16 protein-coding genes are annotated in these 23,479 nt (G+C 65.1%); 9 read left to right on the top strand and 7 right to left on the bottom strand.

Features of this window, described 5'->3' with window-relative positions; translation table 11 throughout:
- The 3 genes from ASD87_RS27265 to ASD87_RS00560 all read left to right on the top strand — a co-directional run.
- Nucleotides 1-5,535 (top strand): type I secretion C-terminal target domain-containing protein (locus ASD87_RS27265; RefSeq protein ID WP_162256751.1); only part of this gene is annotated, 5,535 nt, incomplete at its 5' end.
- Nucleotides 5,536-5,638: 103 nt separating this feature from the next.
- Nucleotides 5,639-6,322, top strand: coding sequence for a transglutaminase-like cysteine peptidase (locus ASD87_RS00565; RefSeq protein WP_056315781.1), 684 nt, complete (start codon nucleotides 5,639-5,641; stop codon nucleotides 6,320-6,322).
- Between the two features lie 17 nt (nucleotides 6,323-6,339).
- Entirely contained in the window at nucleotides 6,340-8,298 is a 1,959-nt protein-coding gene (locus tag ASD87_RS00560) for a LapD/MoxY N-terminal periplasmic domain-containing protein (protein WP_056315778.1), read from the top strand.
- Nucleotides 8,299-8,367: 69 nt separating this feature from the next.
- On the opposite strand, the gene ASD87_RS00555 is transcribed toward ASD87_RS00560, so the two are convergent.
- From ASD87_RS00555 to ASD87_RS00545, 3 genes are read right to left on the bottom strand one after another with little or no spacing between them, the layout of a single operon-like run.
- On the bottom strand, nucleotides 8,368-9,207 hold the full coding sequence (locus ASD87_RS00555; protein WP_056318592.1) for a M48 family metallopeptidase: 840 nt from the start codon (nucleotides 9,205-9,207) through the stop codon (nucleotides 8,368-8,370).
- A gap of 38 nt (nucleotides 9,208-9,245) precedes the next feature.
- Nucleotides 9,246-10,316, bottom strand: a complete 1,071-nt coding sequence (gene aroC, locus ASD87_RS00550; protein ID WP_056315774.1) for a chorismate synthase — start codon at nucleotides 10,314-10,316, stop codon at nucleotides 9,246-9,248.
- A gap of 36 nt (nucleotides 10,317-10,352) precedes the next feature.
- Nucleotides 10,353-11,735, bottom strand: coding sequence for a bifunctional diguanylate cyclase/phosphodiesterase (locus ASD87_RS00545; protein WP_056315772.1), 1,383 nt, complete (start codon nucleotides 11,733-11,735; stop codon nucleotides 10,353-10,355).
- 534 nt (nucleotides 11,736-12,269) lie between these two features.
- Between ASD87_RS00545 and ASD87_RS00540 the strand changes: the two genes are divergently transcribed.
- Both ASD87_RS00540 and ASD87_RS00535 read left to right on the top strand, forming a co-directional pair.
- Nucleotides 12,270-14,243 carry an EAL domain-containing protein gene (locus tag ASD87_RS00540; RefSeq protein ID WP_082586162.1) on the top strand — a complete coding sequence of 658 codons (1,974 nt, stop codon included), beginning with the start codon at nucleotides 12,270-12,272 and terminating at the stop codon, nucleotides 14,241-14,243.
- Between the two features lie 62 nt (nucleotides 14,244-14,305).
- Nucleotides 14,306-15,769 carry a sensor histidine kinase KdpD gene (locus tag ASD87_RS00535; protein ID WP_235512584.1) on the top strand — a complete coding sequence of 488 codons (1,464 nt, stop codon included), beginning with the start codon at nucleotides 14,306-14,308 and terminating at the stop codon, nucleotides 15,767-15,769.
- Between the two features lie 24 nt (nucleotides 15,770-15,793).
- Here ASD87_RS00535 and ASD87_RS00530 read toward each other — a convergent pair whose 3' ends face one another.
- From ASD87_RS00530 to ASD87_RS00520, 3 genes are all read right to left on the bottom strand, one after another.
- Nucleotides 15,794-16,513: a response regulator transcription factor gene (locus tag ASD87_RS00530; RefSeq protein WP_043518814.1), complete on the bottom strand. Its 720-nt coding sequence runs from the start codon at nucleotides 16,511-16,513 to the stop codon at nucleotides 15,794-15,796.
- Nucleotides 16,514-16,726: 213 nt separating this feature from the next.
- Nucleotides 16,727-18,214: a YdiU family protein gene (locus tag ASD87_RS00525; RefSeq protein WP_056315769.1), complete on the bottom strand. Its 1,488-nt coding sequence runs from the start codon at nucleotides 18,212-18,214 to the stop codon at nucleotides 16,727-16,729.
- On the bottom strand, nucleotides 18,211-18,582 hold the full coding sequence (locus ASD87_RS00520; protein WP_056315766.1) for a DUF2069 domain-containing protein: 372 nt from the start codon (nucleotides 18,580-18,582) through the stop codon (nucleotides 18,211-18,213). Before ASD87_RS00520 ends, ASD87_RS00525 begins: the two co-directional genes overlap by 4 nt.
- Nucleotides 18,583-18,599: 17 nt before the next feature.
- Between ASD87_RS00520 and ASD87_RS00515 the strand changes: the two genes are divergently transcribed.
- A complete protein-coding gene (locus tag ASD87_RS00515) occupies nucleotides 18,600-19,913 on the top strand; it encodes a YihY family inner membrane protein (RefSeq protein ID WP_056315765.1) in 1,314 nt (437 codons plus the stop codon).
- Nucleotides 19,914-19,950: 37 nt separating this feature from the next.
- On the top strand, nucleotides 19,951-20,409 hold the full coding sequence (locus tag ASD87_RS00510) for a CBS domain-containing protein (protein WP_056315762.1): 459 nt from the start codon (nucleotides 19,951-19,953) through the stop codon (nucleotides 20,407-20,409).
- A gap of 34 nt (nucleotides 20,410-20,443) precedes the next feature.
- Here ASD87_RS00510 and dusA read toward each other — a convergent pair whose 3' ends face one another.
- A complete protein-coding gene (gene dusA / locus ASD87_RS00505) occupies nucleotides 20,444-21,424 on the bottom strand; it encodes a tRNA dihydrouridine(20/20a) synthase DusA (RefSeq protein WP_056315760.1) in 981 nt (326 codons plus the stop codon).
- A gap of 218 nt (nucleotides 21,425-21,642) precedes the next feature.
- Between dusA and ASD87_RS00500 the strand changes: the two genes are divergently transcribed.
- On the top strand, nucleotides 21,643-22,611 hold the full coding sequence (locus ASD87_RS00500) for a homoserine kinase (RefSeq protein WP_056315757.1): 969 nt from the start codon (nucleotides 21,643-21,645) through the stop codon (nucleotides 22,609-22,611).
- A gap of 64 nt (nucleotides 22,612-22,675) precedes the next feature.
- Nucleotides 22,676-23,479 (top strand): BPSS1780 family membrane protein, encoded by an 804-nt coding sequence (locus ASD87_RS27260; protein ID WP_056315756.1) that lies wholly within the window; start codon nucleotides 22,676-22,678, stop codon nucleotides 23,477-23,479.

Raw genomic sequence — 23,479 nt, 5'->3', positions numbered from 1 at the left:
GCGCTGACCAAGGCTGTCGATGCCGACACCACGCTGACGTTCACGCTCGGCGGCCAGATCGAAGCTGGCGACGTGGGCACGCCCACGGTCATGATCGGCGGCAAGCCTGCCACCCTCACGGCCAACGCCGATGGCTCCTACAGCATCACCGTGCCTGCCGGCACGACTGGCGGCATCGTGGTCACGGTCCCGACCACCGATGACGCCGTCTTTGAAGGCCGCGAACAGCTGACCCTTGACGCCACCCTCTCGGGCAACACCGCCAGCGGCGTCGCGCTGCCTGGCAATATCACCGATTCCGGCAGCGCCACGATTGTCGATACGGAAAGCACTGACCCGTCGAACCCGAACCCGGGCGCTGACGTGCCGGCTCTCACCGTCTCCGACGCGGGCGACGTCAACGAAGGCAGCAACGCYGTCTTCAACGTCGCGCTGACCAAGGCTGTCGATGCCGACACCACGCTGACGTTCACGCTCGGCGGCCAGATTGAAGCCGGCGACGTGGGCACCCCCACGGTCATGATCGGCGGCAAGCCTGCCACCGTCACGGCCAACGCCGATGGCTCCTACAGCATCACCGTGCCGGCTGGCACGACTGGCGGCATCGTTGTCACCGTCCCGACCACCGATGACGCCGTCTTCGAAGGCCGCGAACAGCTGACGCTCGACGCCACGCTGACCGGCAGCTCCGCCAGCGGCGTCGCCCTGCCGGGCAACATCACCGATTCCGGCAACGCCGCCATCGTGGACGATCGTGGTCCGGGCGCCGACGTGCCGACCCTGACCGTCTCCGACGCGGGCGACGTCAACGAAGGCAGCAACGCCGTCTTCAACGTTGCGCTGACCAAGGCTGTTGACGCCAACACCACCCTGACGTTCAAGCTCGGCGGCCAGATTGAAGCCGGCGACGTGGGCACGCCCACGGTCATGATCGGCGGCAAGCCCGCCACCGTCACGGCCAACGCCGATGGCTCCTACAGCATCACCGTGCCGGCCGGCACGACTGGCGGCATCGTCGTCACCGTACCGACCACCGATGATTCGGTGTTCGAAGGCCGTGAACAGCTGACCCTGGAAGCCACGCTCTCGGGCAACACCGCCAGCGGCCTCGCCCTGCCTGGCAACATCACCGATACCGGCAACGCCGCCATCGTGGACAGCCGTGGTCCGGGCGCCGATGTGCCGTCGCTCAATGTCTCCGACGCGGGCAACGTGACCGAAGGGAACACGGCGAGCTTCAACGTGACCCTGAGCAAGCCGGTCGATGCCGAAACGACGCTGACCTTCACGCTGGGCGGCCAGGTTACCGGCGCCGACTACGGCAAGCCCGTTGTGACGATCGGCGGAACGTCCGTGGCGGTGACGACCAACGCAGACGGCTCGTACAGCATCAAGGTTCCGTCCGGCACCACCGGCGGCATCGTCGTCCAAGTGCCCACGACTGCCGACGGCATCTACGAAGGCACCGAAAGCATGGTGCTCAACGCCACGCTCTCCGGTCAGACCGCTAGCGGTACCGCCCTTCCGGCAGGCATCTCGGACAGCGGCAATGCGGCCATCGTTGACATCAACAAGCCGCCTGTCGTGGGCAACGCGTCCGTCGCGGTGTCCGAGGAAGGCCTGAGCGGTGGCATCAAGGACGGCAATGGCACGTCCGACACCACCGATTCGGCGAAGGCCAATGGCCAGTTGAACATCACCGACGACAACAGCGGAGCTGCCTACACGATCACGCTGGTGGCGCCGGCCAATGGCAGCCTCAGCTCCGACGGCGTGCCAATCAACTGGACGCTGTCCGACAATGGCCATACGCTGACCGGCCGCGCCGGCACCACCGACGCCATCATCATCAAGATCGACAATGCTGGCGCCTACACGGTGCAGATGCTGGCGCCGGTGGATCATCCGGACACGACGCGTGAAGACACGGTCGGCCTGTCCGTGACCGTCAAGGTCGCGGACGGCGTCAATGCGCCCGTCACCACCACGCTGAACGTCACGATCGAAGACGATTCGCCTGTCGTGCAGCAGAACGCGCCCGTCAACGTCGAGTCCGCCGGCATTCCCGATGTCTATACCGGCAAGGTCTCCTTTGCCGGCTCTTCCAGCAGCGATAGCCAGTGGAAGTTCACGTTCGGCAACGGCGCCGTGGAAGTCTCGGCCAAGGGATTCACGTCGAATAACGACCTGACGCTGATCGACGCCAAGGTCAACCAGAGCACCGCAGGGCTGGGTGTGGCGAGCTCGGGCTCCCCGTATCACAACATCGCGAACGAGGTGGACTACCGCGAATTGAACGGCCAGGGCGCGTCGGAAGAACTGACGATCCGTCTGACCGGCGGAAAGATCGCCTACGGCGCAACCATCGACTTCGCCGCCATGTATGGGGGCGAAGTGGAAAGCGGCATCGCACGTTTCTACCGCGATGGCGTGTTGATCGCCGAACGCACCTTCACCTCCGACAAGAGCGGCGGCGACTACGCGGCGAACTTCCGGGTCGAGGAAGGCGGTTTCGACACGATCGTCGTGTCTGCCACGGACAACCACAAGAATTCGTCGAGCGACAACAGCGACTTCACGGTGACTGGCGTGACGTTCCTGGGCAGCCAGGATGTCCATGCCATCGCCTACGCCGACGGCAACCTGCAATTTGCCTACGGCGCTGACGGCCCCGGCACGCTGAAGCTGACGGGCGTGGAAAGCGGCCTGACGACGCGTGATGGCGGCGCAATCAAGACCAATGTGGCTGCCAACGGCAACCTGATCCAGGGTCTGGATGCGTCGGGCAATCTGGTGTTCGAGATCCGCCTGACGCCGGCCACCGGAAAGTGGGAGTTCTATCAGTACCAGCCCATGAACGGCACGGCCAACAAGCTGATCGACTTCACGTACCAAGTGACTGACGCGGATGGCGATTTCGCAAACGGCCAGTTCCAGGTTGGCGGTGTCGAGCCCACGGGCCCGACCCTGACGATCGAAGACAACAATGCCGGCGCCCCTGGCGTCCTGAGCGTGTCCGAAGCACAGGCCACCGGCAGCGGTTCCTTCGTGATCACCGCGGCAGCCGGACTGAAGTCGATCTCGATCGACGGCACCGGCAACGCCGACGCGACGCTTACTCTGGACCGCCTGGCGGGCCTGTCGAGCAACCCGCTCACGCTGACCACCAGCAAGGGCACGCTGACGCTCACCGGCTACGACGCGGCAACCGGCAAGGTGACCTACACCTACCAGACCAGCGGCGCGCAGCAACACACCGGCGACGACACCAACGTCCAGGACCACTTCGCGATCACGGTCGAAGACAAGTTCGGCGGCAAGGCGACGGGCGACCTGGGCGTGCTGGTGACCGATACGGCGCCCAACCTGGTCCCGATTGCCGACAGCTCCGCGCTGTCGTCACGCGGCACCAACATCATGCTCACGCTGGATACGTCCGGCAGCATGAACTACGGTAGCGGTGTCTACAGCAACAAGCGTGAGCTGACGCGCCTGGATGTACTGAAATCCTCGGTCGCCAAGCTGCTCGACCAGTATGGCGAGTCCGGCGACGTGCGCGTCATGATTGTCGAATTCAACTCGTCCGCGAGTCAGAAGGGCGGCGGCTGGATGTCGCTGGCCGCAGCCAAGACGCTGGTCGATGGCTTGAGCTACGGTGGCGGCACCAACTACGAAGCTGCGCTGAACACCGCCATGACGGCGTGGAACAACTCTGGCACGGGCAAGCTGGAAGGCGCCAATGTCCAGAACATTTCCTACTTCTTCACCGACGGAAATCCTGAGAACGGTCCCGTCTACGCCCCTCAGCAGGCGACGTGGGAAAAGTTCCTTACGGACAACCAGATCAATTCCTACGGCATCGGTCTTGGCACCAGCGCCACCGGCACGTACATCGATCCGGTGTCCTACAACCCCAGCAAGCCGCAAGACAGCAACACGATCATCGTGAAGGACTTGAACGGTCTGGATACGGCGATTTCGGACACCATCGCACCGCCGATCGTCGGCGACATCTCGGCGGGCGGCACGTTGGGCGCCGACCTGGCCGGTGCGCGCATCACGCAACTGGTGATCGACGGCAAGACGTTCAACTACGACGTTTCGACCAATAAGGTCACGGCCAGCTCCGGCGCGACCTTCACCTTCGATTCGGCCAAGTCCGAACTGACGGTGACGACGTCGCACGGCAAGTTCACGATCGATCTGGCGGGTGAAAACCTGGGCGATTATCGCTACCAGCCGCAAGCCGCCGGCACCGACACCGTCCAGTACACGGTCAGGGATGGCGACGGCGATACGGCAAGCTCCAGCCTCACGCTGACGGTGACGGCGCCGGTTTATCAAAACCCGGATGCCGTGAACGACACGGTGATCACCAACATCCTTAGCCCGCAATTGACGGTTCAGGCCGGCTCGCTGCTCGCCAACGACGTGCGCGGCACGGGCGCGTTGACGATCGGACCGCTGACGGTGAACACGGGCTGGAAGGATAAGGGAGGCGACTTCATTGCTTCGTCGGTCAAGGAGCTTCCGTTCGCTGGAACGAACGGCAACGTCAATGCGAACAAGTTCCTGACGGTAGATCGCGCTGATCTGGCTCAGATCGGCCAGAATCGGGCTCAGATCAAGGTAGATGGATACCTCGCCAGCGTGGGCGCTAGCCGCAGCAACGATGAGGACACGATCACCTTTGCCATGAAGGCTGGCGAAGTCCTGACGCTGAGTCATGACATGCAGGAGAACTGGGTTCGGATGGAGTATCGCCTCGCCGGAACGTCGGGTCCCTACAAAGCGCTGCAGAGCGGAGACAGCATCAGCCCCACGGCCGATGGCCAATACGAAATCCACCTTGTCAATCTTGACGACAACGGCTCGGGTTGGTTTGGTGACGGCCCGGAGAATTACATTCTCACGATGACCGTCGACTATTCCCGCGCATCTGCCGTCGCCGACACCGTGGCCAATTCCTCGTACACGATCAGTACGGCGGACGGCCATAGCGATAGCGCCAACGTGTCGGTGGCCTATCAAGCGGGCAGCAGCCTGCTGGGCACCGACAAGAGCGAGATCCTGCTTGCGGGAGATGGCAACGACACCCTGAACGGCGGCAAGGGCAACGACGTGCTGATCGGCGGCAAGGGCCACGACACCCTGATCGGTGGCGACGGTTCCGATACGTTCCGCTGGGAGTTCAACGATCAGGGAACCACGTCCAACCCGGCCGTGGACCGGATCAAGGACTTCTCGCTGGCCAAACCCGCAGACGGCGGCGATGTGCTGGACCTGAAGGACCTGCTCGTGGGCGAGAAGGATGGCAATCTGTCCAACTACCTCAACTTCAAGCAGGATCCGGCCAACGCCAACAATACGATTCTCGAGATCAACACCAAGGGCCAGATCGGCCAGGGTGCCGATCAGAAGATCGTGCTGGAGGGCGTCGATCTCACCCACGACGTCCACGGTCAGGCCGTCAGCAACCAGGCCATCATCAACGACCTGCTGCAGAAGGGGAAGCTGAACGTCGATCATCATTGATCATCGACGTGACGGGAGGGCCGGCCCAGGCCTTACCCTCCCGCCCGACGCATTTTTTCAAGGGCACGTCCAAGATGCCCGAAAAAATGTGAAAATCCGTTTCATGCCCCCAACCCGCCGTTTTCGTAGCGCGCTGACTCTGTGCCGTGTGGCGCTGCTATGCCTGGCTTGCGGGTGGAGCGGCAGCTCGGCGCTGGAGATCAACACGGACAGGCTGCAAAGCCTGTCCGCCAGCCGCTACGGCGCCAAGGGCGCAAAGTCCGTATCGAACTGGCTGCAATTGCTGCGCAGCCCCGCTCCGGCATCGGATCGCGACCGCCTCACCGTCGCCAACGACTTCTGGAACCGCGCCTTGCTCTCCGGCGAGGACTCCATCATCTGGAAGCAGGCCGATTACTGGGCCACGCCGCTGGAGTCGCTGGGCCGGGGCGCCGGCGATTGCGAAGACTATGTCATCGGCAAGTATTTCACCCTGCTCTCCATGGGGGTGCCGGCCAACAAGCTGCGCTTCATCTATGTGCGCGCCCGCATCGGCGGCGCGGCCAGCAGCAGCCAGGTGGCCCACATGGTGCTGGGCTATTACGAAACCCCGAATGCCGTCCCGCTTGTGCTGGACAGCCTGATTTCAACCATCCTGCCGGCCACGCAGCGGCGCGACCTGACGCCGGTGTTCAGTTTCAACGCCGACGGCGTCTACGTGGACGGCAAGGCGGCCGCGCCTGTCGACCGCCTCAGCCGCTGGCGCGACCTCCTTCAACGCATGGAACGGGAAGGCATCCGCCCCTGACGTCCGGAAATAAGACTATGTCCATACTTCGACAGCTACTGCTCAGCGTGACCCTCGCCATCAGCGTCATCTTGCTGGGAACGCTGGCGCTCAGCGTCAACTCGGCGCGCGAGTACCTGTCGGGCCAGCTTCAGGTGCAAAGCACCGACGCGGCCGTATCGCTGGCCCTGTCCTTGTCGCAGCCGGCGAACAACGACCCGGTCGTGCAGGAACTGCTGGTGTCCGCGCTTTACGATGGCGGGCACTTTTCGCTGGTGCGCCTGACCGATCCCGACGGCAAGGTGCTGATCGAACGCAGATCGACCGCCACCGCCGCGTCCGTGCCGGCGTGGTTCCAGGCGCTGGCGCCGCTGGATAGCCAAGCGGCCAGCCATGCCGTCAGCGACGGCTGGCGGCAGATCGGCGAAGTCACCCTGATCGCCAACGACGCCTACGCCTGGGAAGCCCTGTGGCGCAGCAGCCTGAAGATGATTGCGCTGGTGGTCGGCGCGGGCATCCTTTGGGCCATCTTCGCCTTCGTTTTGGTCGGGTGGATCAAGAACCGTCTGCTGCGCGAAATCAGCGACCACGTCCGCGGCATCGGCCGGGATGCGCCGGGCGAGCAGGTCGAGGCGCGGGTGCCGGAACTGTCCGGCGTGGTGCAGGCGTTGAACCAGACGCGCGAGCGCATCCACGCCAGCGTCGAAGAACAGAACGCCAAGATCGAGTCGCTGGAACTGGAGCTGAACCAGGACCCCGTGACCGGCTTGCCCAACCGAAAGTACTTCGTCAACGAGTTCCGCCGCGCGCTGGAAACCCGGGCGGCGGGAACGTCGCGGGTCGATGGCGGGCATGTGCTGGTGTTCCGCCAGCGCGACCTGGCCGACCTGAACCGCCACATGCCGCGCGAATTCATCGATCAGTGGCTGCGCACCGCCTGCGAACGCATTCAAGGCACGCTCAAACGCATGCACGTCGCCGCGCCCATGCTGGCGCGGCTGAATGGATCGGACTTTGCGCTGCTGCTGCCGGGCTGCGCGGCGCCCCAAGCCATGATGGTGGCCGAGCAGGTCCGGGCCGACCTGCATGCCTCGCGAATTCCAGTCGGCGAAGGTCATCTTTGCCGCTGGGCGCAGGCCATGACCGACTACGGACACGGCAGCCAGGCTGGCGCCGTGCTTGCCCGCCTGGATTTCGGCCTGATGCGCGCGGAAAGCGCTGGCAACGACCAGGTCGTCATCGCGGGCGCCACGGACACGCATTCGCCGTCGGAAGCCGGCGAGCGCGCCTGGAAGGACGCCATCCAGACGGCGTTGGAAGGCCGTCACTTCGAACTGTCGACCGAACCCTTGCTGGCGCTGAATGGTCGCGTCGTGCGCACCGAAGCCATGCTGATGCTGCGCACTGCCCCGGATCAGGAGCCGATCCCCGCCACGCTTTTCATTCCGCCGGCGGTGCGGCTGGACCTGGTGGCCGAGTGCGATCTGGAAGCGGTGCGGCTGGGCCTGGAATGGCTGGCCAGCCACGCGGGCGAGCTCGCCGTACGCGTGTCGCTGCCGTCGCTGCGCGGCCAGAAGTTCTTGCGCCAGCTTGCGTTGCTGCTGACCGAAAACCGGCCGCTTGCGCGCCGCCTGTACGTGGAAATCGACGCGCACGGCCTGGTGGAATGCCACGAGCAGATCACCGCGTTTGCCCGCGTCGCCGCGGAGTTCGGCGCCCGCATCGGCGTGCGCCGGCTGGCGCAGCAGTTCGGCGCGGTGGCGCAACTGCACACGCTGCCACTGTCCTACGTGAAACTGGGCGGGGGCTTCGTGGGCGGCATGTCGCAAAGCCCGGGCAGCCAGCAGCTCACGGCCTCGGTGCTGGAAACGGCCCGGTCGCTGGGGATTGCCGTCTATGCGGAAGACGTGCCGGATGCGGAAACGCAACGCATCCTGCAAGGGCTGGGCATCGACATCATGCGAGGCCAGGGCGTCAAGACGGCAAGCGTGGAGTAAGCGGGACGGTCCGGGCTGGGCCCGGCAAGCCGGCGGGCGCCCCAACCGGAGCGCCGCGCCCCCGCGCGATCAGCGCGCGGCTTGTCCCTTGGACTGCTCGTAAAGCGGCATCACCTTCTGCGCCGCCGTTTGCAGGTCGCTGATGCGCGAAGCTGCCGAGGGGTGGGTGGACAGGATCTCGGGCGGTGCGCTGCCCTGGCTGGCAGCGCCCATCTTCTGCCACAGCGTCACGGCCGCACGCGGGTCGTAACCTGCCCTGGCGGCCAGTTCAACACCCATGCGGTCCGCTTCGGTCTCGTGCGTGCGGCTGTTGGGCAACGTGAACATCACATTGGTCAATTCGCCGCCCAGGTCCGACGCGGCCGACGATCCGGTGGCAATGGACAACACCTGCAGGCCCAGGCTGGTAGCCATCTGCTGTGACACGCGCTCGCGGGCGTGTTCACGCAACGCATGGGCGATCTCGTGGCCCAGTACCGCAGCCAGCTCATCGTCGGTTGGGTTGATCTTGGAGATCAGGCCGGTATAGACCGCGATCTTGCCGCCGGGCATGCACCAGGCGTTGACCTCGTCGCTGGACAGCACGTGGACTTCCCATTTCCAGCTTGTGGCATCCGGACGGAACACGCCCGCCTGCGCGATCAAACGCTGCGAGATGCCGCGCACCCGCGCCACCTGCTTGGCATCCTTGTCCAGCAAGCCCTTGGACTTGGCCTGCTGCAGGATCTCGGCGTATTGCTGGGTTGCTTCCTGTTCCAGCGCCTGCGAAGGCACCATGCTGGACATGTACTGGGTGCGGTTGACGCCCACGGCGCCCGACTGCGTGGTGTTCATGCCGGTGCAGCCCGCCAGCACGGCCAGCGACAGCACGGCTCCGGCATTGCGCAGAAAATGACGCTTCTGTTTCATGTCGGCCTCCAAGCCATTTTCAACAACGGAAAAACGTATCAGACCGAGGCGGCGCCGCACTGCCCGCGATGGCGCAGCGCGTGGTCGATCAGAACCAGCGCCAGCATCGCCTCGGCGATCGGCGTGGCGCGGATGCCCACGCAGGGGTCGTGACGGCCCAGCGTCTGCACCATCACCGGCTCGTTGGCGCGGTTGACCGAGCGGCGCTCGACGCGGATGCTGGAAGTGGGCTTGATCGCGAGCGACACGGTGATGGGCTGCCCGGTGGAGATGCCGCCCAGCACGCCGCCGGCGTGGTTGCTCAGAAAGCCTTCGGGCGTGATTTCGTCGCCGTGTTCCGAGCCGCGCTGCGTGATGCAGTCAAAGCCTGCGCCGACGGAGACGCCCTTGACCGCGTTCAGGCCCATCATGACGTGGGCGATGTCGGCATCGAGGCGGTCGTAGATGGGTTCGCCCCAGCCGGCCGGCAGGTTCTCGGCAACGACCTCGATCCGCGCGCCGATGGAATCGCCGTCCCGGCGCAACTGGTCCATGTAGGCTTCCAGTTCGGGCACGACCTCGGCGTTGGGCGCATAGAAGGGATTGTTGGGCACTTCGTCCCACGAAACGAACGGGATGGCGACGGGGCCGAGCTGGCTCATGTAGCCGCGCACCTTGACGCCGTACTGCTCGGCCAGCCACTTCTTGGCGATGGCGCCGGCCGCCACGGTGGGCGCGGTCAGGCGGGCCGACGATCGTCCGCCGCCGCGCGGGTCGCGCACGCCGAACTTGTTCCAGTAAGCGAAGTCGGCGTGGCCGGGCCGGAAGGTGTCCTCGATATTCGAGTAATCCTTGCTGCGCGCGTCGGTATTGCGGATCAGCAGGCCGATGGGCGTGCCGGTGGTGACCCCTTCATACACGCCGGACAGAATCTCGACCTGATCGGCTTCCTGGCGCTGCGTCACATGGCGCGAGGTGCCCGGACGGCGGCGGTCCAGTTCGAACTGGATGTCGGCCGCGGTGAGGGCCAGCCCCGGGGGACAGCCATCCACGACGCAACCGATGGCCGGCCCGTGGGATTCGCCGAAATTCGTGACGGTAAAGAGAGTTCCTAGGGTATTGCCGGGCATAAGGAGTCAACAGGTCGGGTTTGCAAGCAACCCCGATTATGACACCGCCGCAGCCAAAGCCTGGATTTCGGCGGCCGGCGCAGGCCGCCCCAGCAGAAAACCCTGCATCACCCGGCATCCCAGCGACTTGAGGATTTCGCGCTGGCCTTCCGTCTCGACACCTTCGGCCACGACCGGCAGGTGCATCGCCTGACACAAGCCGAACAGGGCGGAAACCACCTCGCGGCTGCCGGCGTCCGACTCCAGGGCGGAAATAAAGCTGCGGTCGATCTTGACCCAGTCGATGGGCAGATGGCGCAGATGGTTCAGGCTGGAATAGCCGCAGCCGAAGTCGTCCAGCGCCACCCCGATACCCATGTCGCGCAGTGTGTTCAGGATCTTCACATGCCGCTCGTAGTGCAGGATGAAGATGGATTCGGTGATCTCCAGCACCAGCTTGCACGGCGCTAGGCGCGTGGCGGCCAGCACGTCCGACACCAGTTGAACCAGCCCGTCCTCGTTCATCTGCTTGACCGACAGATTCACGTGCACGCGCCACGCAGCCGGCCACAGCGCCGCCTGCGAGCAGGCGCGCTCCAGGATCCAGGCGCCCAGCGGCACGATGAGGCCGCTGCGTTCGGCCAGTTCGATCGTCACGGCGGGCGACACGCTGCCCAGTACGGGGTGATGCCAGCGCAGCAGCGCTTCGCACCCCTGCACCACGCCGCTCGCGCTGTCGCAGACCGGCTGGTAGTAGAGCTCGAACTGCTCCATGGCCGGCGTTGTCAGGGCCAGCCGAAGGTCGTTTTCCAGGCCCTGCTGGTCCCGCTGGCGTGCCAGCAGCCGGAAGTCGAAGAGATTCCAGCCCTGGCCGCCCTGATCCTTGAGCGGCACCATCGCGACCTGCACGCAGCGCTGCAATTCCTCGACGCTGCGGCCGTGGGCCGGGTAAAGGGCGGCGCCGATGCGAAAGACGGCAATAAGGGGACGGGCGCCCAGTTCATAAGGCACGCTCAGGTCGGCCAGCAGTTTGGCAGACACCTGGGCAGCGCCCTCCTCGTCAACGCCGGGCACACAGACGGTGAACGAGTCGGTCCCGGTGCGTGCGGCCATGCCCCCGAGCGCGCGGGCGACCAGGCTGATGCGATCGGCCACCTGAACCAGCAGCGCCTGATCTTCACCGGCCCGCAGCATGGCGCTGATCTGGGCATAGTGTTCGAAGCTGACGAGAAAAAAGGCGCCGCGCCGGGTCGTGCCCTGCGGCTGACCCAGCCAGGCGCGCACGCGACGATGCAGCTCCTGCTGGCTAAGGAGGCCGGTCAGTTCATCCCGCGTCAGGCGTCGGCGCAGCGCGCGCTCCCGGCGGAAGAACAGAAGACTGATCGCTGCAAGTGCGCCCGCGAGCGTCAGGCACAGTGCGAGCAGGTAACTCTCACGCACGGAGCCCCCTATCCATAAGCCCCCGGCGTTGCGGCCCGACCACGGGCCCGGGGGCTGTAACATATTTTAAATTATGCATTGTTTTCGCAAAAAAACGCCACATTTCGGAGGCAACGCGCCCCTTTTATCCTGACTTTCCTTGGATCCTTGTTGCTCGCTTCGGTCATGGCGGGGCCCCTGGACGGCGATCGCTGGCCGGTCCTTTCGCCATGCCTCGGTCCATCTACGACACCGCAACCCGAAAAATTAATACGCAGTGTCTCAATAGTTCTCAACCGGACCATTCTCACGAGCGAAATAATTACACACCTTGTCTGATATGACCGAGGATTTCGTAATATTCTGTGCGTTCTGTGACAACCTCTGTTTCCCGCATCCGCATCCTTGACGGTCGTTTCGTAACGTGTGTCACGTTTGATATCCAGGTTTTTTTATCCCGCGCAGGCGCCCTTGCCGCCTGATGCCCGTTGAAGCCGCAGTGGACACCTGCCCGCGTCCGCTGCCGCGTATACCCAGACAGGGACTCGCAAGTACATGTCCACATTACGCCGGCTGCTTTTCTGCTCTGCCCTTCTGATCGGCTTCATCCTGCTCGGCGCGCAAGCCCTGGGGATGCTGGCGGCGCATCGCTATCTGAATACCCAGCTTGCCCAGCAAAGCGAATCGGGCGCCAACGCGCTCGCCTGGGCGCTGTCGCACAGCACGGGCAGCCATCGAGAGCAGATCGAACTTGCCGATCAGCTGTTTGGACAAGGCCTGTATTCGCTGGTCAATATCACGAACGAAGGAAACGCGATCCGCGTGGAGCGCCGCACTGGACCCGCAGCCGGCACCGGCCAAGAGTCCGACTGGCGCGCCGCGTGGCTGAACATGGAGGCGCCCGCCGTTTCGCGGCCCTTCGTCATTCCGGGCGGCCAGGCCAAGGGCGTCCTGACGGTGCAGGCCGATGCGCGGATGGCGCGCGACACCCTGTGGCAAGGTGGCGTGCGGGTGCTGGGCCTGGTGCTGGCGGCCGCCGCATTCTGGGCGCTCTTCGCGACGAACCTTGTCCGCTGGATCGAAGCCCGCACCTCCCGCGACATCTGCGAGCGCGTGCGCGCCCTGGCGCCGGGCGCGGACGCGCAGTTGACCGGTTCATGCGAAGTGCCGGGCGTGGACCAGGCGCTTGTCGATGCGCAACGCCGCGTCGCCGCCACGGTCGAGGAACAGAATGCCCGCATCGAATCGCTGCAAAGCGAGATCTACCGGGATCCCATCTCCCGCCTGTCCAACCGCAAGCATTTCGTCGACCAGTTCCGGCTGGCGCTGGCCGACAAATCCGATGAGGCCGGCGGCCATCTGCTCATGTTCCGCCAACGCGACCTGGCGCAGATCAACCGCCACCTGTCGCGCGCCTTCACCGACCAGTGGCTGCGCTCCTCGTCGGATCGCCTGCGCAAGCTGGTGCAGGAATTCGGCGGCCCCGGGACGCTGATTGCGCGCATCAGCGGATCGGATTTCGCCTTGCTGCTGCCGCGCACCTCGGCGCCGCAAGCCAGCGTGCTGGCCGAGCGCGTGCGCCGCGAACTGAGGTCGCTGCGCGTGCCCATGGACAAGTTCGGCTGGTGCCGCTGGGCGTTGGCCATGGCCGCATTCGCGCCGGGCGACAACATGAGCGACATCCTGGCCCGCCTGGACCACGCGCTCATGTGCGCCGAAAGCGCCGATGACGACCAGATCACCCCGGCGAGCCAGGCCGCCGACAGCACCCGCATCGGCGAATACAGCTGGCACGACGCGTTGATCACGGCGCTGGAGCAGCACCGGTTCTCGCTGTCGGCCCAACCCTTGCACGACCTGTCCGGCGCGCTGCTCCAGCACGAGGCCAGCCTGACGCTGCATGACCTGTCCGGCACCGATCCCGTGCCTGCCTCGATCTTCATGCCGCCCGCCGTGCGCCTGGGGCTGTCCGCCGAATGCGATATCCAGGCGATTCGCCTGGGCCTGGACTGGCTGTTCACGCATGAAGGCGCGCTGACCGTGCCGGTGTCGCTTGCCACGCTTGCTCAAGGATCGTTTTTCGGACGCCTGGAACGCATGCTGGCAGACCGGTCCACGCTGTCGAGCCGGCTGATCCTGGAAGTCGAAGCCGCGGGCCTCGTCGAACAAGGCGCCGACGTGCGCCAGCTCTGCGATATCGTCACCGGCGCCGGCGGGCGGGTCGGCGTATCGCGGCTGTCGCAGCAGTTTGGCGCCATGGAGCACCTGCACGAATTCCCGGTTTCGTACGTGACGCTGAGCGGCAGCTTCATCAGCGGCCTGCTCCATAGTCCCGGCAGCCAGCATCTGGCCGCCACCGTCGTCGCCACCGCGATGACGCTCGGCATGTCGGTCCATGCCGCCGACGTGCCGGACGCCGCCACGCAGCTCATCTTGGAGGGAATCGGCGTCCGCGCGATAAGCGGCGCTGTCGTAAACTCCGCCCACGCGCAAGACCTCGCGCACGATCATCAATGGGTTCCTAGTTGACGGAAGGACTGTTTCTTCGCACCCGCTGGCATTGTCGCCACCTGCGCCCCAGCCGTCCCGGCGTGTTCCGGACATCCGTCTGGCCGGGATTCGGCCTGCTGCTATGCGCCCTTTTCTGGCCTGCCCATGCGCTTGCCTACGGACTGAATGCCGGCTACGACGGTCTGCACGCCGGCCTGACTGCGGGCGTCGCGATCGCCTGCGCGGTGACGTGCGGCGTGGCCTGGGCGCACACCCGCAACGCATTGTTCGCGGCGGGCATGATCTTCGCGCTGCTCGAAGGACTGTTCCGCTCCCTGCCCGAGCTGATGCCGCCCGGCGCGCTGCAGGCCGCGTCCTACGCCGCCTTGCTTGCCCTGACCGCGCCGCTGTTGCAGGGATCACGCCTTGCGGCCGGTCTGGGCGCCGCATGCCGGTGGATCAGCATCTTGTTGTCCGGGGTGGCCGCCCTGGCGCTGATCTTTGTGTACGAAACCGAATCCGGCGTGCTACCCGCCTCCATCGCCGGCGTGTGCGCCGCGCTCAGCGTGCCGCTGGCGATTTGGTTTCTGGCCAGCGCGATCCGGCAGCGCGCCGGCCGCCCGGCCAGCCTGACGCTGGCGCTTGCCTATGCCGTATCGGCCTGGGTTCTGGGACACGACGCCTGGCACGCCGGCGGCGCGGACGCCGCGGACGCCGGCATGGAAGTGCTGAGGCTGATGCTGGTGTCGGGCGCGCTGCTCTGGGTTGCCCTGGACGCCTCCAATACCGCCGCGTCCGCCCGCAAGACAGGCGCCGGCTCGGACGCCGAACATCTGGCGCAAGGCGAACTGCGGCTGGCGGAACTGGCCGGCGCGCTGGACGCGCAGCGGCAAATGAACGCACTGATCTCGCACGAGCTGCGCGCGCCGCTCGCCACCATCAGCGCCGCCGCGCAATCCCTGGACATGATTCTGTCGGACAGCGGCGAAACCGTGGACACGCGGCTGGCGCGCATTCACCGCTCGGTCGGAAGGATGACCGAACTGATGGACCAGTTGTTGAACCAGGACCGCCTCGAGGAACACGCCTGGAGCCACCGCGGCGAACAGACCGACATGGCCGATCTGGTGCGCGACGTGGTGAACGCCATGCGGCCGGATACCGCGCACGCGCTAGTGCTTGAAGCGCAAGCGCCGCAACCGGTCTTTTGCGATCGGCCGCTCACCAGCGTGGTCGTACGCAACCTGATCCACAACGCCATCAAGTATTCGCCGGCCAACGAGCCCGTGCGGATCGAAACGGGGCACACGCGCATCGGCGAAACACCCATGACCTGGGCGGCCGTCGTGGACCGTGGGCCCGGCATCGGAGAAGAAGAACAGGCCCGAATCTTCGAGCCGCGCTTTCGGCGGTCCGCGCATCGCGAAACCCAAGGCATGGGGATCGGGCTGTATCTGGCCCGGCGCATCTGTCAAAGCCAGGGCGGATCACTGACGATGCAGAGCAAGGTGGGCGTGGGCACGCGCTTTGTCATCACCCTGCCCTCAAACGGCCCGACGGCCTAGACGCCGCCCGGGCGGCGGCCTGGATCAGGCCGCGAACACGTAGCCCTGGCCGCGCACCGACAACACCGGCAGCTTCAAGCCCGCGCTTTGCGCCTTGGCGCGCAGACGGCTCACCAGCACGTCGATACGCCGCAACTCAAACCCGCCCGGGCTGTCCGGCAGGAAGAGTTCGGCCAGCGCCTGGCGGCTGACGGCGCTGCCTGCGGCGTCCATCAACGCCACCAGGAACGTCCGTTCCTGCGCGCTCAGGTGCAGCGAGGCGCCGTCCGGCGCCACCAGAATCCATCCGCCGTCCTGCAACGACCAGTTCGTGTCCGCCGACGCGCGCGTTTCGGCATCGGCCGGCCGCGGCGCCTTGGCCAGACGCATGCGGCGCGCCAGGCTGCGAATGACGGAGCTTAGCTCCAGGAGGTCCACCGGCTTGGTCATGTAGACGTCGGCGCCGCCTTCCAGGCCGCGGACGCGGTCCTCAAGGGCGCTGCGGCCCGTCAGCATCACGATGCCCACGGGGCTCAGGGCGCGCAGGCGGGTCGCGACGGAAAAACCGTCTTCGCCGGGAAGATGGGCGTCCAGGATGACGATGTCGCAGGGCTGCTCTTGCAGCCGGCGGTAGAACGCGACCGCATTGTCGCAAGCAAACGCCACGCGAAAGCCATAGCCGCCCAGGCCCAACGCCAGTTCCTCGCGGAAATCGGCGTCGTCCTCAAGCAGACCAATACATAGCAAACCATCTGCACCAGGCATATTCAGAGAGCTTTACCTTGAAATTGTCGACGAAAACCCTGGAGCGCCCACGCAAGAAAAAATGCCCCCGAGCCGGCAATCTTACGACTTTTACAATAGAAACGAATGATTGCAGTGAAAAAAACGGCGATATTTCACCTTTTTACCCAGGCTTTTTCTTAATGCCGAGCTTCCAGCCAGATTAATGCCACCGACAATATCGCAAAATCGCCCTCAGGACGAACAGCTCACTTCGATTCCGCCAGCCCAATCCGGCGGCAAACCGGCGTAGCGTTCATAGCCATCCTGCGCCACATAGGGATTGCGCAGCAGTTTGATGAGGGTATCGATTTCGCTGGCATCGCCGGCCTTGGCCGCGCGAATCGCTTGTTCGGCCAAATGATTGCGCAGTACATACAGCGGATTGACGCCATTCATGGCGGCCGCCGTGTCCGCGGCCGACCTATCCTGCCGGCCATGACGGGAAATCAGCCGGTCAAGCCAGGCGCCGGCAGCGGGCCGATCAATAAATAAATCCTCAAATCCGCTGCGCTGGCCTTGTATCGCATCGGCCAGGCGCCGCCACGTCAGCGTGAAATCCGCCTGATTCGCGTCCATCAGTTTGAGCAGATCATCCAACAGCGCCTCGTCGTCGGGCTGCCAAGCCGCCAATCCCATCTTGGCGCCCATTTTGTCGTGGAAGGCGCGCGTGAAAATGGCTTCGTATTCATCCAGCACGGCACGCAAGGAATCGGCGTCCTGCACCAGCATATGCAGGCTGCCGCCCAGCCGATACAGATTCCAAAGCGCCACGGAAGGTTGCCGGTTCCAGGAATAACGTCCTTCGGCATCCGAGTGGTTGCAGATATGCCCCAGCCGGAAACCGTCCATGAAACCAAACGGGCCGTAATCCAGCGTAAGTCCCAGGATGGACATATTGTCGGTATTCATGACGCCGTGGCAAAACCCGACGGCCTGCCAATCCGCCATCAGCAACGCCGTGCGCCGGGTGACTTCCCGCAGCAGATTCACATATGGCGCCGTCTCGGATGCGGGCTCGCCCGCCTGCACGTCGCGGCACTCGGGGTAGTAACGGTCAATCACATAATCGGCCAGCGTCTTGAGCAGGTCGGGCTGACGCCGCGACGACCAGTGCTCGAACGACCCGAACCGGACGAAACTTGGCGACATCCGGGTCACGATGGCTGCCGTCTCGACGGTCTCGCGCATGACCGGATCATCGGACACGACCAATGCCAGGGCGCGCGTGGTCGGCACGCCCAGCCCGAACATGGCCTCGCTGGCCAGGTACTCGCGCACCGACGATCGCAACACCGCACGGCCGTCGCCCATCCGGGAATACGGCGTCATGCCGGAGCCCTTGAGCTGCAGTTCCCAGGCGCCCGCAGGTCCCTGGATTTCGCCCAGCAGATGAGCCCGTCCGTCGCCCAATTGCCCCGCCCACACGCCGAACTGGTGGCCGCTATAGACGGCAGCCAGCGTGTCGCCGCCCGGTAACGGCTGGGCGCCGGAAAAAACCTGCAGGAATTCGGGGGTGGTCAGCACCGACGGATCCAGGCCGATCAGGGCGGCGGCTTGCGAATTGGCGTGCAGCAGGCGGGGATTGTTCAGCCCCCGCGGCGCCAGCCGGGTGTAGAAGGTCTCGGGCAGGGCCGCAAACGAGTTGACGGCTTGCAGTTCGGACAGGGACAGGGCGGTCATGCGCGTTGCCTCCGGGCGGCGCGCTTGGCGGGCCGCACATAGAAAATGGCGCTGAGGAAAAACGTGGTGGACAGGATGATTTCGCCCCACGCCATCAGGACGGACAGCGGCGCCGGATCCGACATGGCGCGCACCACGCCTTCCATCAGATACAGCAGCGACAGCATGGCCGCCCATTGGTAGGTGTAGAGATTGCCGCGCACGATGCCGCGCAGCGGAAACGCCAGCGGCAAGGCTTTGAGCAGCATCCAGGAACCGCCCGGCCGCACAGGCGCCACCACGGTTTCCCAGGCGACGCACAGCACGATCAGGGCAAACAATGAAACCGAGGCCACGAGGCGCAGGCGGGGGTTGAGTTCGGGATTCATGCTGCTATTATCGCCTGATGAATCGCCCCGCCGAGCCCGCCGCCGCTACGCCGGCGGTCAAAGAACGACCAACCTCGCGCATTTCCCGGGTCGCGAGGACCGGACGCGTATTTCGTTTCGTCGTCCAGCGCGCCAACGAAGAAAAGCTGCTGCAGGTCGCCTCCAGCCTGACCTTCACCACCGTCCTCGCCATCGTTCCCATGCTTGCGGTGGTGCTGTCGCTATTCACGGCTTTTCCCGTGTTCCAGGAGTTCAGGGTCGCCCTCGAGGACTTCCTCACCACCAGCCTGATGCCGCCGTCCGTCTCGGACAACATCATGGACTACCTGAACCAGTTCGCGCACCAGGCCTCACGCCTGACCGCCATTGGCGGGGCATTCCTGCTGGTCACGTCCCTGCTGCTCATCATGACGATCGACCAGGCGTTCAATGACATCTGGCGCGTCTCGCGCCAGCGCCCCCTGCCGCAACGGGCGCTGGTGTACTGGGCGATCATCACGCTGGGCCCCGTGCTGGCCGGCGCCAGCCTGTGGGCCACCTCGTTCGTCGCGCGCGAATCGCTGGGGCTGATCAATGACGTGCCCGAAGTCATCAGCGTGGCCGTCTCGTTCATCCCCCTGGTGCTCACCGGCCTGGGCTTTGCGGCGCTCTTCGTCGTCGTGCCCAACCGCGAGGTGCTGTGGCGCGATGCGCTGATCGGAGGCTGCGTCACGGCCATCGTGCTGGAAATCATGAAGTCCGCGTTCGCCTTCTACCTGACTCGGTTTCCCACCTACACGGTCATCTACGGCGCCTTCGCCACCCTCCCGATCTTCCTGCTGTGGATTTACCTGTCCTGGCTGGCCGTCTTGCTGGGCGCAACGCTTGCCTCCAGCGCGCCGCTCATCCGGCTGGGCCGCTGGCACATCAATCGCTACCCCGGCGCTTCGTTCGTCGATGCGCTGGACGCCCTGCGCGCGCTGCGCCGAGCGCAGCTTTCCACGCCAGGCGGGGTGTCCGCCAGCTTGCTGGCCTCGGAGTTGCGGCTGCACCAGGACGAGCTCAACGAAGTCCTGGAAACGCTGAGCGCGATGGGGCTGGCCACCCGCAGCCCGGAAGACAACTGGATGCTGACGTGCGATGCGCGCGAGACCTCGCTGGCGCCGGTCGTGGATCGCTTCCTGCTGGACCGCAGCCAGCCGCGCGTGCGAAACGACCCCGACATTCTGCGCATCGCATCGTCCGTAAATTCGCCGCAAACCACGCCAACGCTGGAAGAACTCTGCGGAGAAGCGCAAAATACCGGAAATGGCGTCGCACCAGTGCTGCAACTGGAAGCGAACAAGAAATAGCAAAGCATAGGGCGCAGTCCGCCCCCAGGAGATACCGATGTTGAAGGTCAGTGAGATTTTGCGCGTCAAGGGCGATACGCTCTACACGGCGTCGCCGGACATGCCCGTGGCCCAGGCCGTGCAAACCATGAGCGAGCAGGATATCGGCTCCCTGGTCATCATGGAATTCGGCACGTTGACCGGCATGCTCACGTTCCGCGAAATCATTCGCCACATGCACGCGCATGGCGGCGCCGGCGATACCACCATCAGATCCATCATGGACGACGCGCCGGTCAGCGTTTCGCCCAACACCAGCGCCGACGAAGTCCAGCGCCTGATGCTGGAAAAACACGCCCGCTATATCCCCGTCATGGACGGTCCCACCCTGATGGGCGTCATTTCGTTCTACGACATGGCGCAGGCCATCGTGGCGGCCCAGCAATTCGAAAACAACATGCTGAAGGCCTACATCCGCGATTGGCCCGCCGAAAGCGCGGAACCGGCCCAGTCCTGAACCTGCCGGCGCCCTTGCGGCGCCGGCTGCGGATCTACATCCCGGCGGGCGCGGCCTCGCGCGTGGCATCACGCGCGCCCGGCGCATGACGCTGGCTGCGCCACGCGTCATAAATCAGTTCCGGATTATTCGCGGCCAGAAGGGCCGGATCCGACAGCATCCGCCGCCAGCGCCTTGCGCCCGACTGCCCATTCACCAGCCCCAGCATCGGACGCGTCATCACCCGCAGCGGCACGCCCTTGGCCACCTGCCGCGCGGCGTATTCCGTCATGGCATCCACCACCTGCGCATCGCTGGGCAGCCGCACCGACGGCCACAGCTGCATGGAAACCTCGGACAACACGCGCGGCGTATGCCAGGCGGCGCGGCCCAGCATCACGCCGTCAAAGGTTTCGGCCGCCTGTACCGACTGCCCGGCATCGGCCAGTCCGCCATTGAGCACGAACGTGCAATCCGGAAAATCACGCTTCAATTGCGCGACCACGTCGTAGCGCAGCGGCGGAATCTCGCGATTGTCCTTGGGCGACAAGCCCTTGAGCACCGCGTTGCGCGCATGCGCAATGAACACGCGGCAACCCGTGTCGTAGACCTTGCCGACAAAGTCGCGCACGAACTCGTAGGATTCGTCGTAGTCCAGCCCGAGGCGGTGCTTGACCGTGACTGGAATATCCACGGCGTCCTGCATGGCCTTCATGCAGTCGGCCACCAGCGCCGGCTCGGCCATCAGGCAGGCGCCAAACGCGCCCTTCTGCACGCGCTCGGACGGGCAGCCGCAATTCAGGTTGATTTCGTCATAGCCCCACTGCTTGCCAAGCTTGGCCGCATGCGCCAACGCATCGGGCTCGCTGCCGCCAAGCTGCAAGGCGACCGGATGCTCGGCTTCGTCAAAGTCCAGGTGGCGGGCCACATTGCCATGCAGCAGCGCACCGGTCGTGATCATTTCGGTGTACAGGCGGGCACGGGGCGCCAGCAGCCGGTGAAAGTACCGGCAATGGCGGTCGGTGACGTCGATCATCGGGGCGACGCAGAGCCGCCAGTCGGGGGAGTCCAAGAATCACTCTACAAAACAAGGGGATGCGGTATTTTACGGTGCTTGGCGACATTGTGCCCGCCGGGCCCGGGCACCCGTGGCCGAATCGCTGCCGAAGGCCGCCCGCCATGTGGTCTAAAATTGCGGCGCCGCAACCCTGCACGCCTGTGCGCGCGTCCGTTCAACCCTCATACCGAAGATCCATGGCCGTATTCACCCCCGTATCCGATGACGACGCGCGCGCCCTGCTGGCGCATTTCGATCTGGGCGAGTTTGTCTCGCTTCGAGGCATTACGGCGGGTATCGAGAACACCAATTATTTCCTGCACACGACGCGTGGCGAATATGTCCTGACGCTGTTCGAGGTGCTGACGCACGCCCAACTGCCCTTCTACATCGAACTGATGTATCACCTGGCGGAACGCGGCATCCCGGTGCCGCAGCCGCAGACCCTGCGCGACGGCACCCGCCTGACCACCCTGCACGGCAAGCCTTGCGCCATCGTGTCGCGCCTGCCGGGCGGCTACGAGCCCGCCCCGGGGCCCGCCCACTGCGCGCTCGCCGGCGCCACGCTGGCCCGCGCCCACGTCGCGGCGCAGGACTTCCCGATCCACCAGCCCAACCTGCGCGGGCTTTCCTGGTGGCTGGAAACGGCGCCGAAGGTCATGCCCTTTCTCAGCCCGGCCCAGGCCGAGCTGCTGACCTCGGAACTGGCCGCGCAGCAGGCCGCCGTCAAGACGCCCGCCTGGCAGGCCCTGCAAATCGGACCGGCCCACTGCGACCTGTTCCGCGACAACGTCCTGTTTGCAGGCACGTTCGAGAATCCGCTCATGGGCGGCATCATCGACTTCTACTTCGCGGGCTGCGACACCTGGCTGTTCGACGTGGCAGTCAGCGTCAACGACTGGTGCATCGAGCGCGACACCGGCGAATTCATCCCGGAGCTGGTGCAGGCCTGGCTGGCCGCCTACGCTTCGGTTCGCCCCTTCACCGACGCCGAGCGCGAAGTCTGGCCCCAGATGCTCAGGGCGGCAGCCTTGCGCTTCTGGCTGTCCCGGCTGTATGACTTCTTCCTGCCCCGCCCCGCGCAGACGCTCAAGCCGCACGACCCGCGCCACTTCGAAAGAGTGTTGCAAGCGCGCCACCGCTCGGAACTGCCCGTCTTGCCGTAATCGCTACGCCCCCCATAATGGGAATAGCGCCCCCTTTTTGAAAGATCTCCCCCTTCAGAGAGCCATGCAAGCAGCATTTCTACCCGCGACGTCCGGCTGGCTTTGGGTCCGCGACGGATTCCGCCTGTTCCGCAAGCAGCCCCTGGCCATGTTCACCTGGGCCATGGCCATCAGCCTGCTCGTCGTCTTTGCGTCGGCCACGCCGCCAGTCGGCCCGATGCTCGTCGTGGCCCTGATGCCCATCATCACGCTGATGACATTGTCCGCGTGCAAACATGTCGAGGCCGATCGCATCATGCTGCCCTCCATGTGGGGCAAGCCGCTGAAGCAGCCGGGCGTATTCCGCAAGCTCTTCCTGATGGGCGTGCTGTATGCCGGCCTTTGCCTGGTGATGGGCCTGGTCATCTTCCTGCCCTTCTCCGATGCCATGATGGAAGGCATGCGCATCGCCTCGGTCGAAAAAAGCATGGAACCGATCCTGTCAGCCATGGCCGTGCCGCTGATGCTGTTTGCGATCTGCTACGTGGTGATCGCGGCGCTGTTCTGGCATGCACCCGTGCTGGTCGCCTGGCACGGCCTGCGCCTGACCCAGGCCCTGTTCTTCTCCGGCATTGCGTGCTGGCGCAACAAGCTGCCGTTCCTGGTCTACGGGGTCTGCTGGATCATGGTCTTTCTGTTCATCGACCTGTGCGCCGGGCTGCTGGTCGCCGTCGGCTTGTCGCCGCAGATGGCCGGCACGCTGCAGATTCCGTTCAACATTGCCGCCGGTGGCGTGCTTTACTGCAGCTTCTATCCGGCCTACACCTCCGTGTTCGGCATCAATAGTTCCAGCACGCATCTCGACAACGGCAACGGCGCGCAGGCATAA

The sequence above is a fragment of the Achromobacter sp. Root170 genome (genome assembly GCF_001428165.1).
In the GTDB taxonomy this organism is placed as follows: Bacteria; Pseudomonadota; Gammaproteobacteria; order Burkholderiales; family Burkholderiaceae_B; genus Achromobacter; species Achromobacter mucicolens.
Note: the sequence above shows the minus strand (reverse complement) of the source record. Positions and strands in the feature narration are given on the sequence as shown.

Excerpts from the sequence above, each read along its gene's own strand:
- ASD87_RS00525 (WP_056315769.1), bottom strand. The coding sequence starts at position 18,214 with ATGACCGCCCTGTCCCTGTCCGAACTGCAAGCCGTCAACTCGTTTGCG.
- ASD87_RS00530 (WP_043518814.1), bottom strand. The coding sequence starts at position 16,513 with ATGCCTGGTGCAGATGGTTTGCTATGTATTGGTCTGCTTGAGGACGAC.
- ASD87_RS00555 (WP_056318592.1), bottom strand. The coding sequence starts at position 9,207 with ATGAAACAGAAGCGTCATTTTCTGCGCAATGCCGGAGCCGTGCTGTCG.
- aroC (WP_056315774.1), bottom strand. The coding sequence starts at position 10,316 with ATGCCCGGCAATACCCTAGGAACTCTCTTTACCGTCACGAATTTCGGC.
- ASD87_RS00500 (WP_056315757.1), top strand. The coding sequence starts at position 21,643 with ATGGCCGTATTCACCCCCGTATCCGATGACGACGCGCGCGCCCTGCTG.
- ASD87_RS00565 (WP_056315781.1), top strand. The coding sequence starts at position 5,639 with ATGCCCCCAACCCGCCGTTTTCGTAGCGCGCTGACTCTGTGCCGTGTG.
- ASD87_RS27260 (WP_056315756.1), top strand. The coding sequence starts at position 22,676 with ATGCAAGCAGCATTTCTACCCGCGACGTCCGGCTGGCTTTGGGTCCGC.
- ASD87_RS00520 (WP_056315766.1), bottom strand. The coding sequence starts at position 18,582 with ATGAATCCCGAACTCAACCCCCGCCTGCGCCTCGTGGCCTCGGTTTCA.
- ASD87_RS00540 (WP_082586162.1), top strand. The coding sequence starts at position 12,270 with ATGTCCACATTACGCCGGCTGCTTTTCTGCTCTGCCCTTCTGATCGGC.
- ASD87_RS00515 (WP_056315765.1), top strand. The coding sequence starts at position 18,600 with ATGAATCGCCCCGCCGAGCCCGCCGCCGCTACGCCGGCGGTCAAAGAA.
- dusA (WP_056315760.1), bottom strand. The coding sequence starts at position 21,424 with ATGATCGACGTCACCGACCGCCATTGCCGGTACTTTCACCGGCTGCTG.
- ASD87_RS00560 (WP_056315778.1), top strand. The coding sequence starts at position 6,340 with ATGTCCATACTTCGACAGCTACTGCTCAGCGTGACCCTCGCCATCAGC.
- ASD87_RS00510 (WP_056315762.1), top strand. The coding sequence starts at position 19,951 with ATGTTGAAGGTCAGTGAGATTTTGCGCGTCAAGGGCGATACGCTCTAC.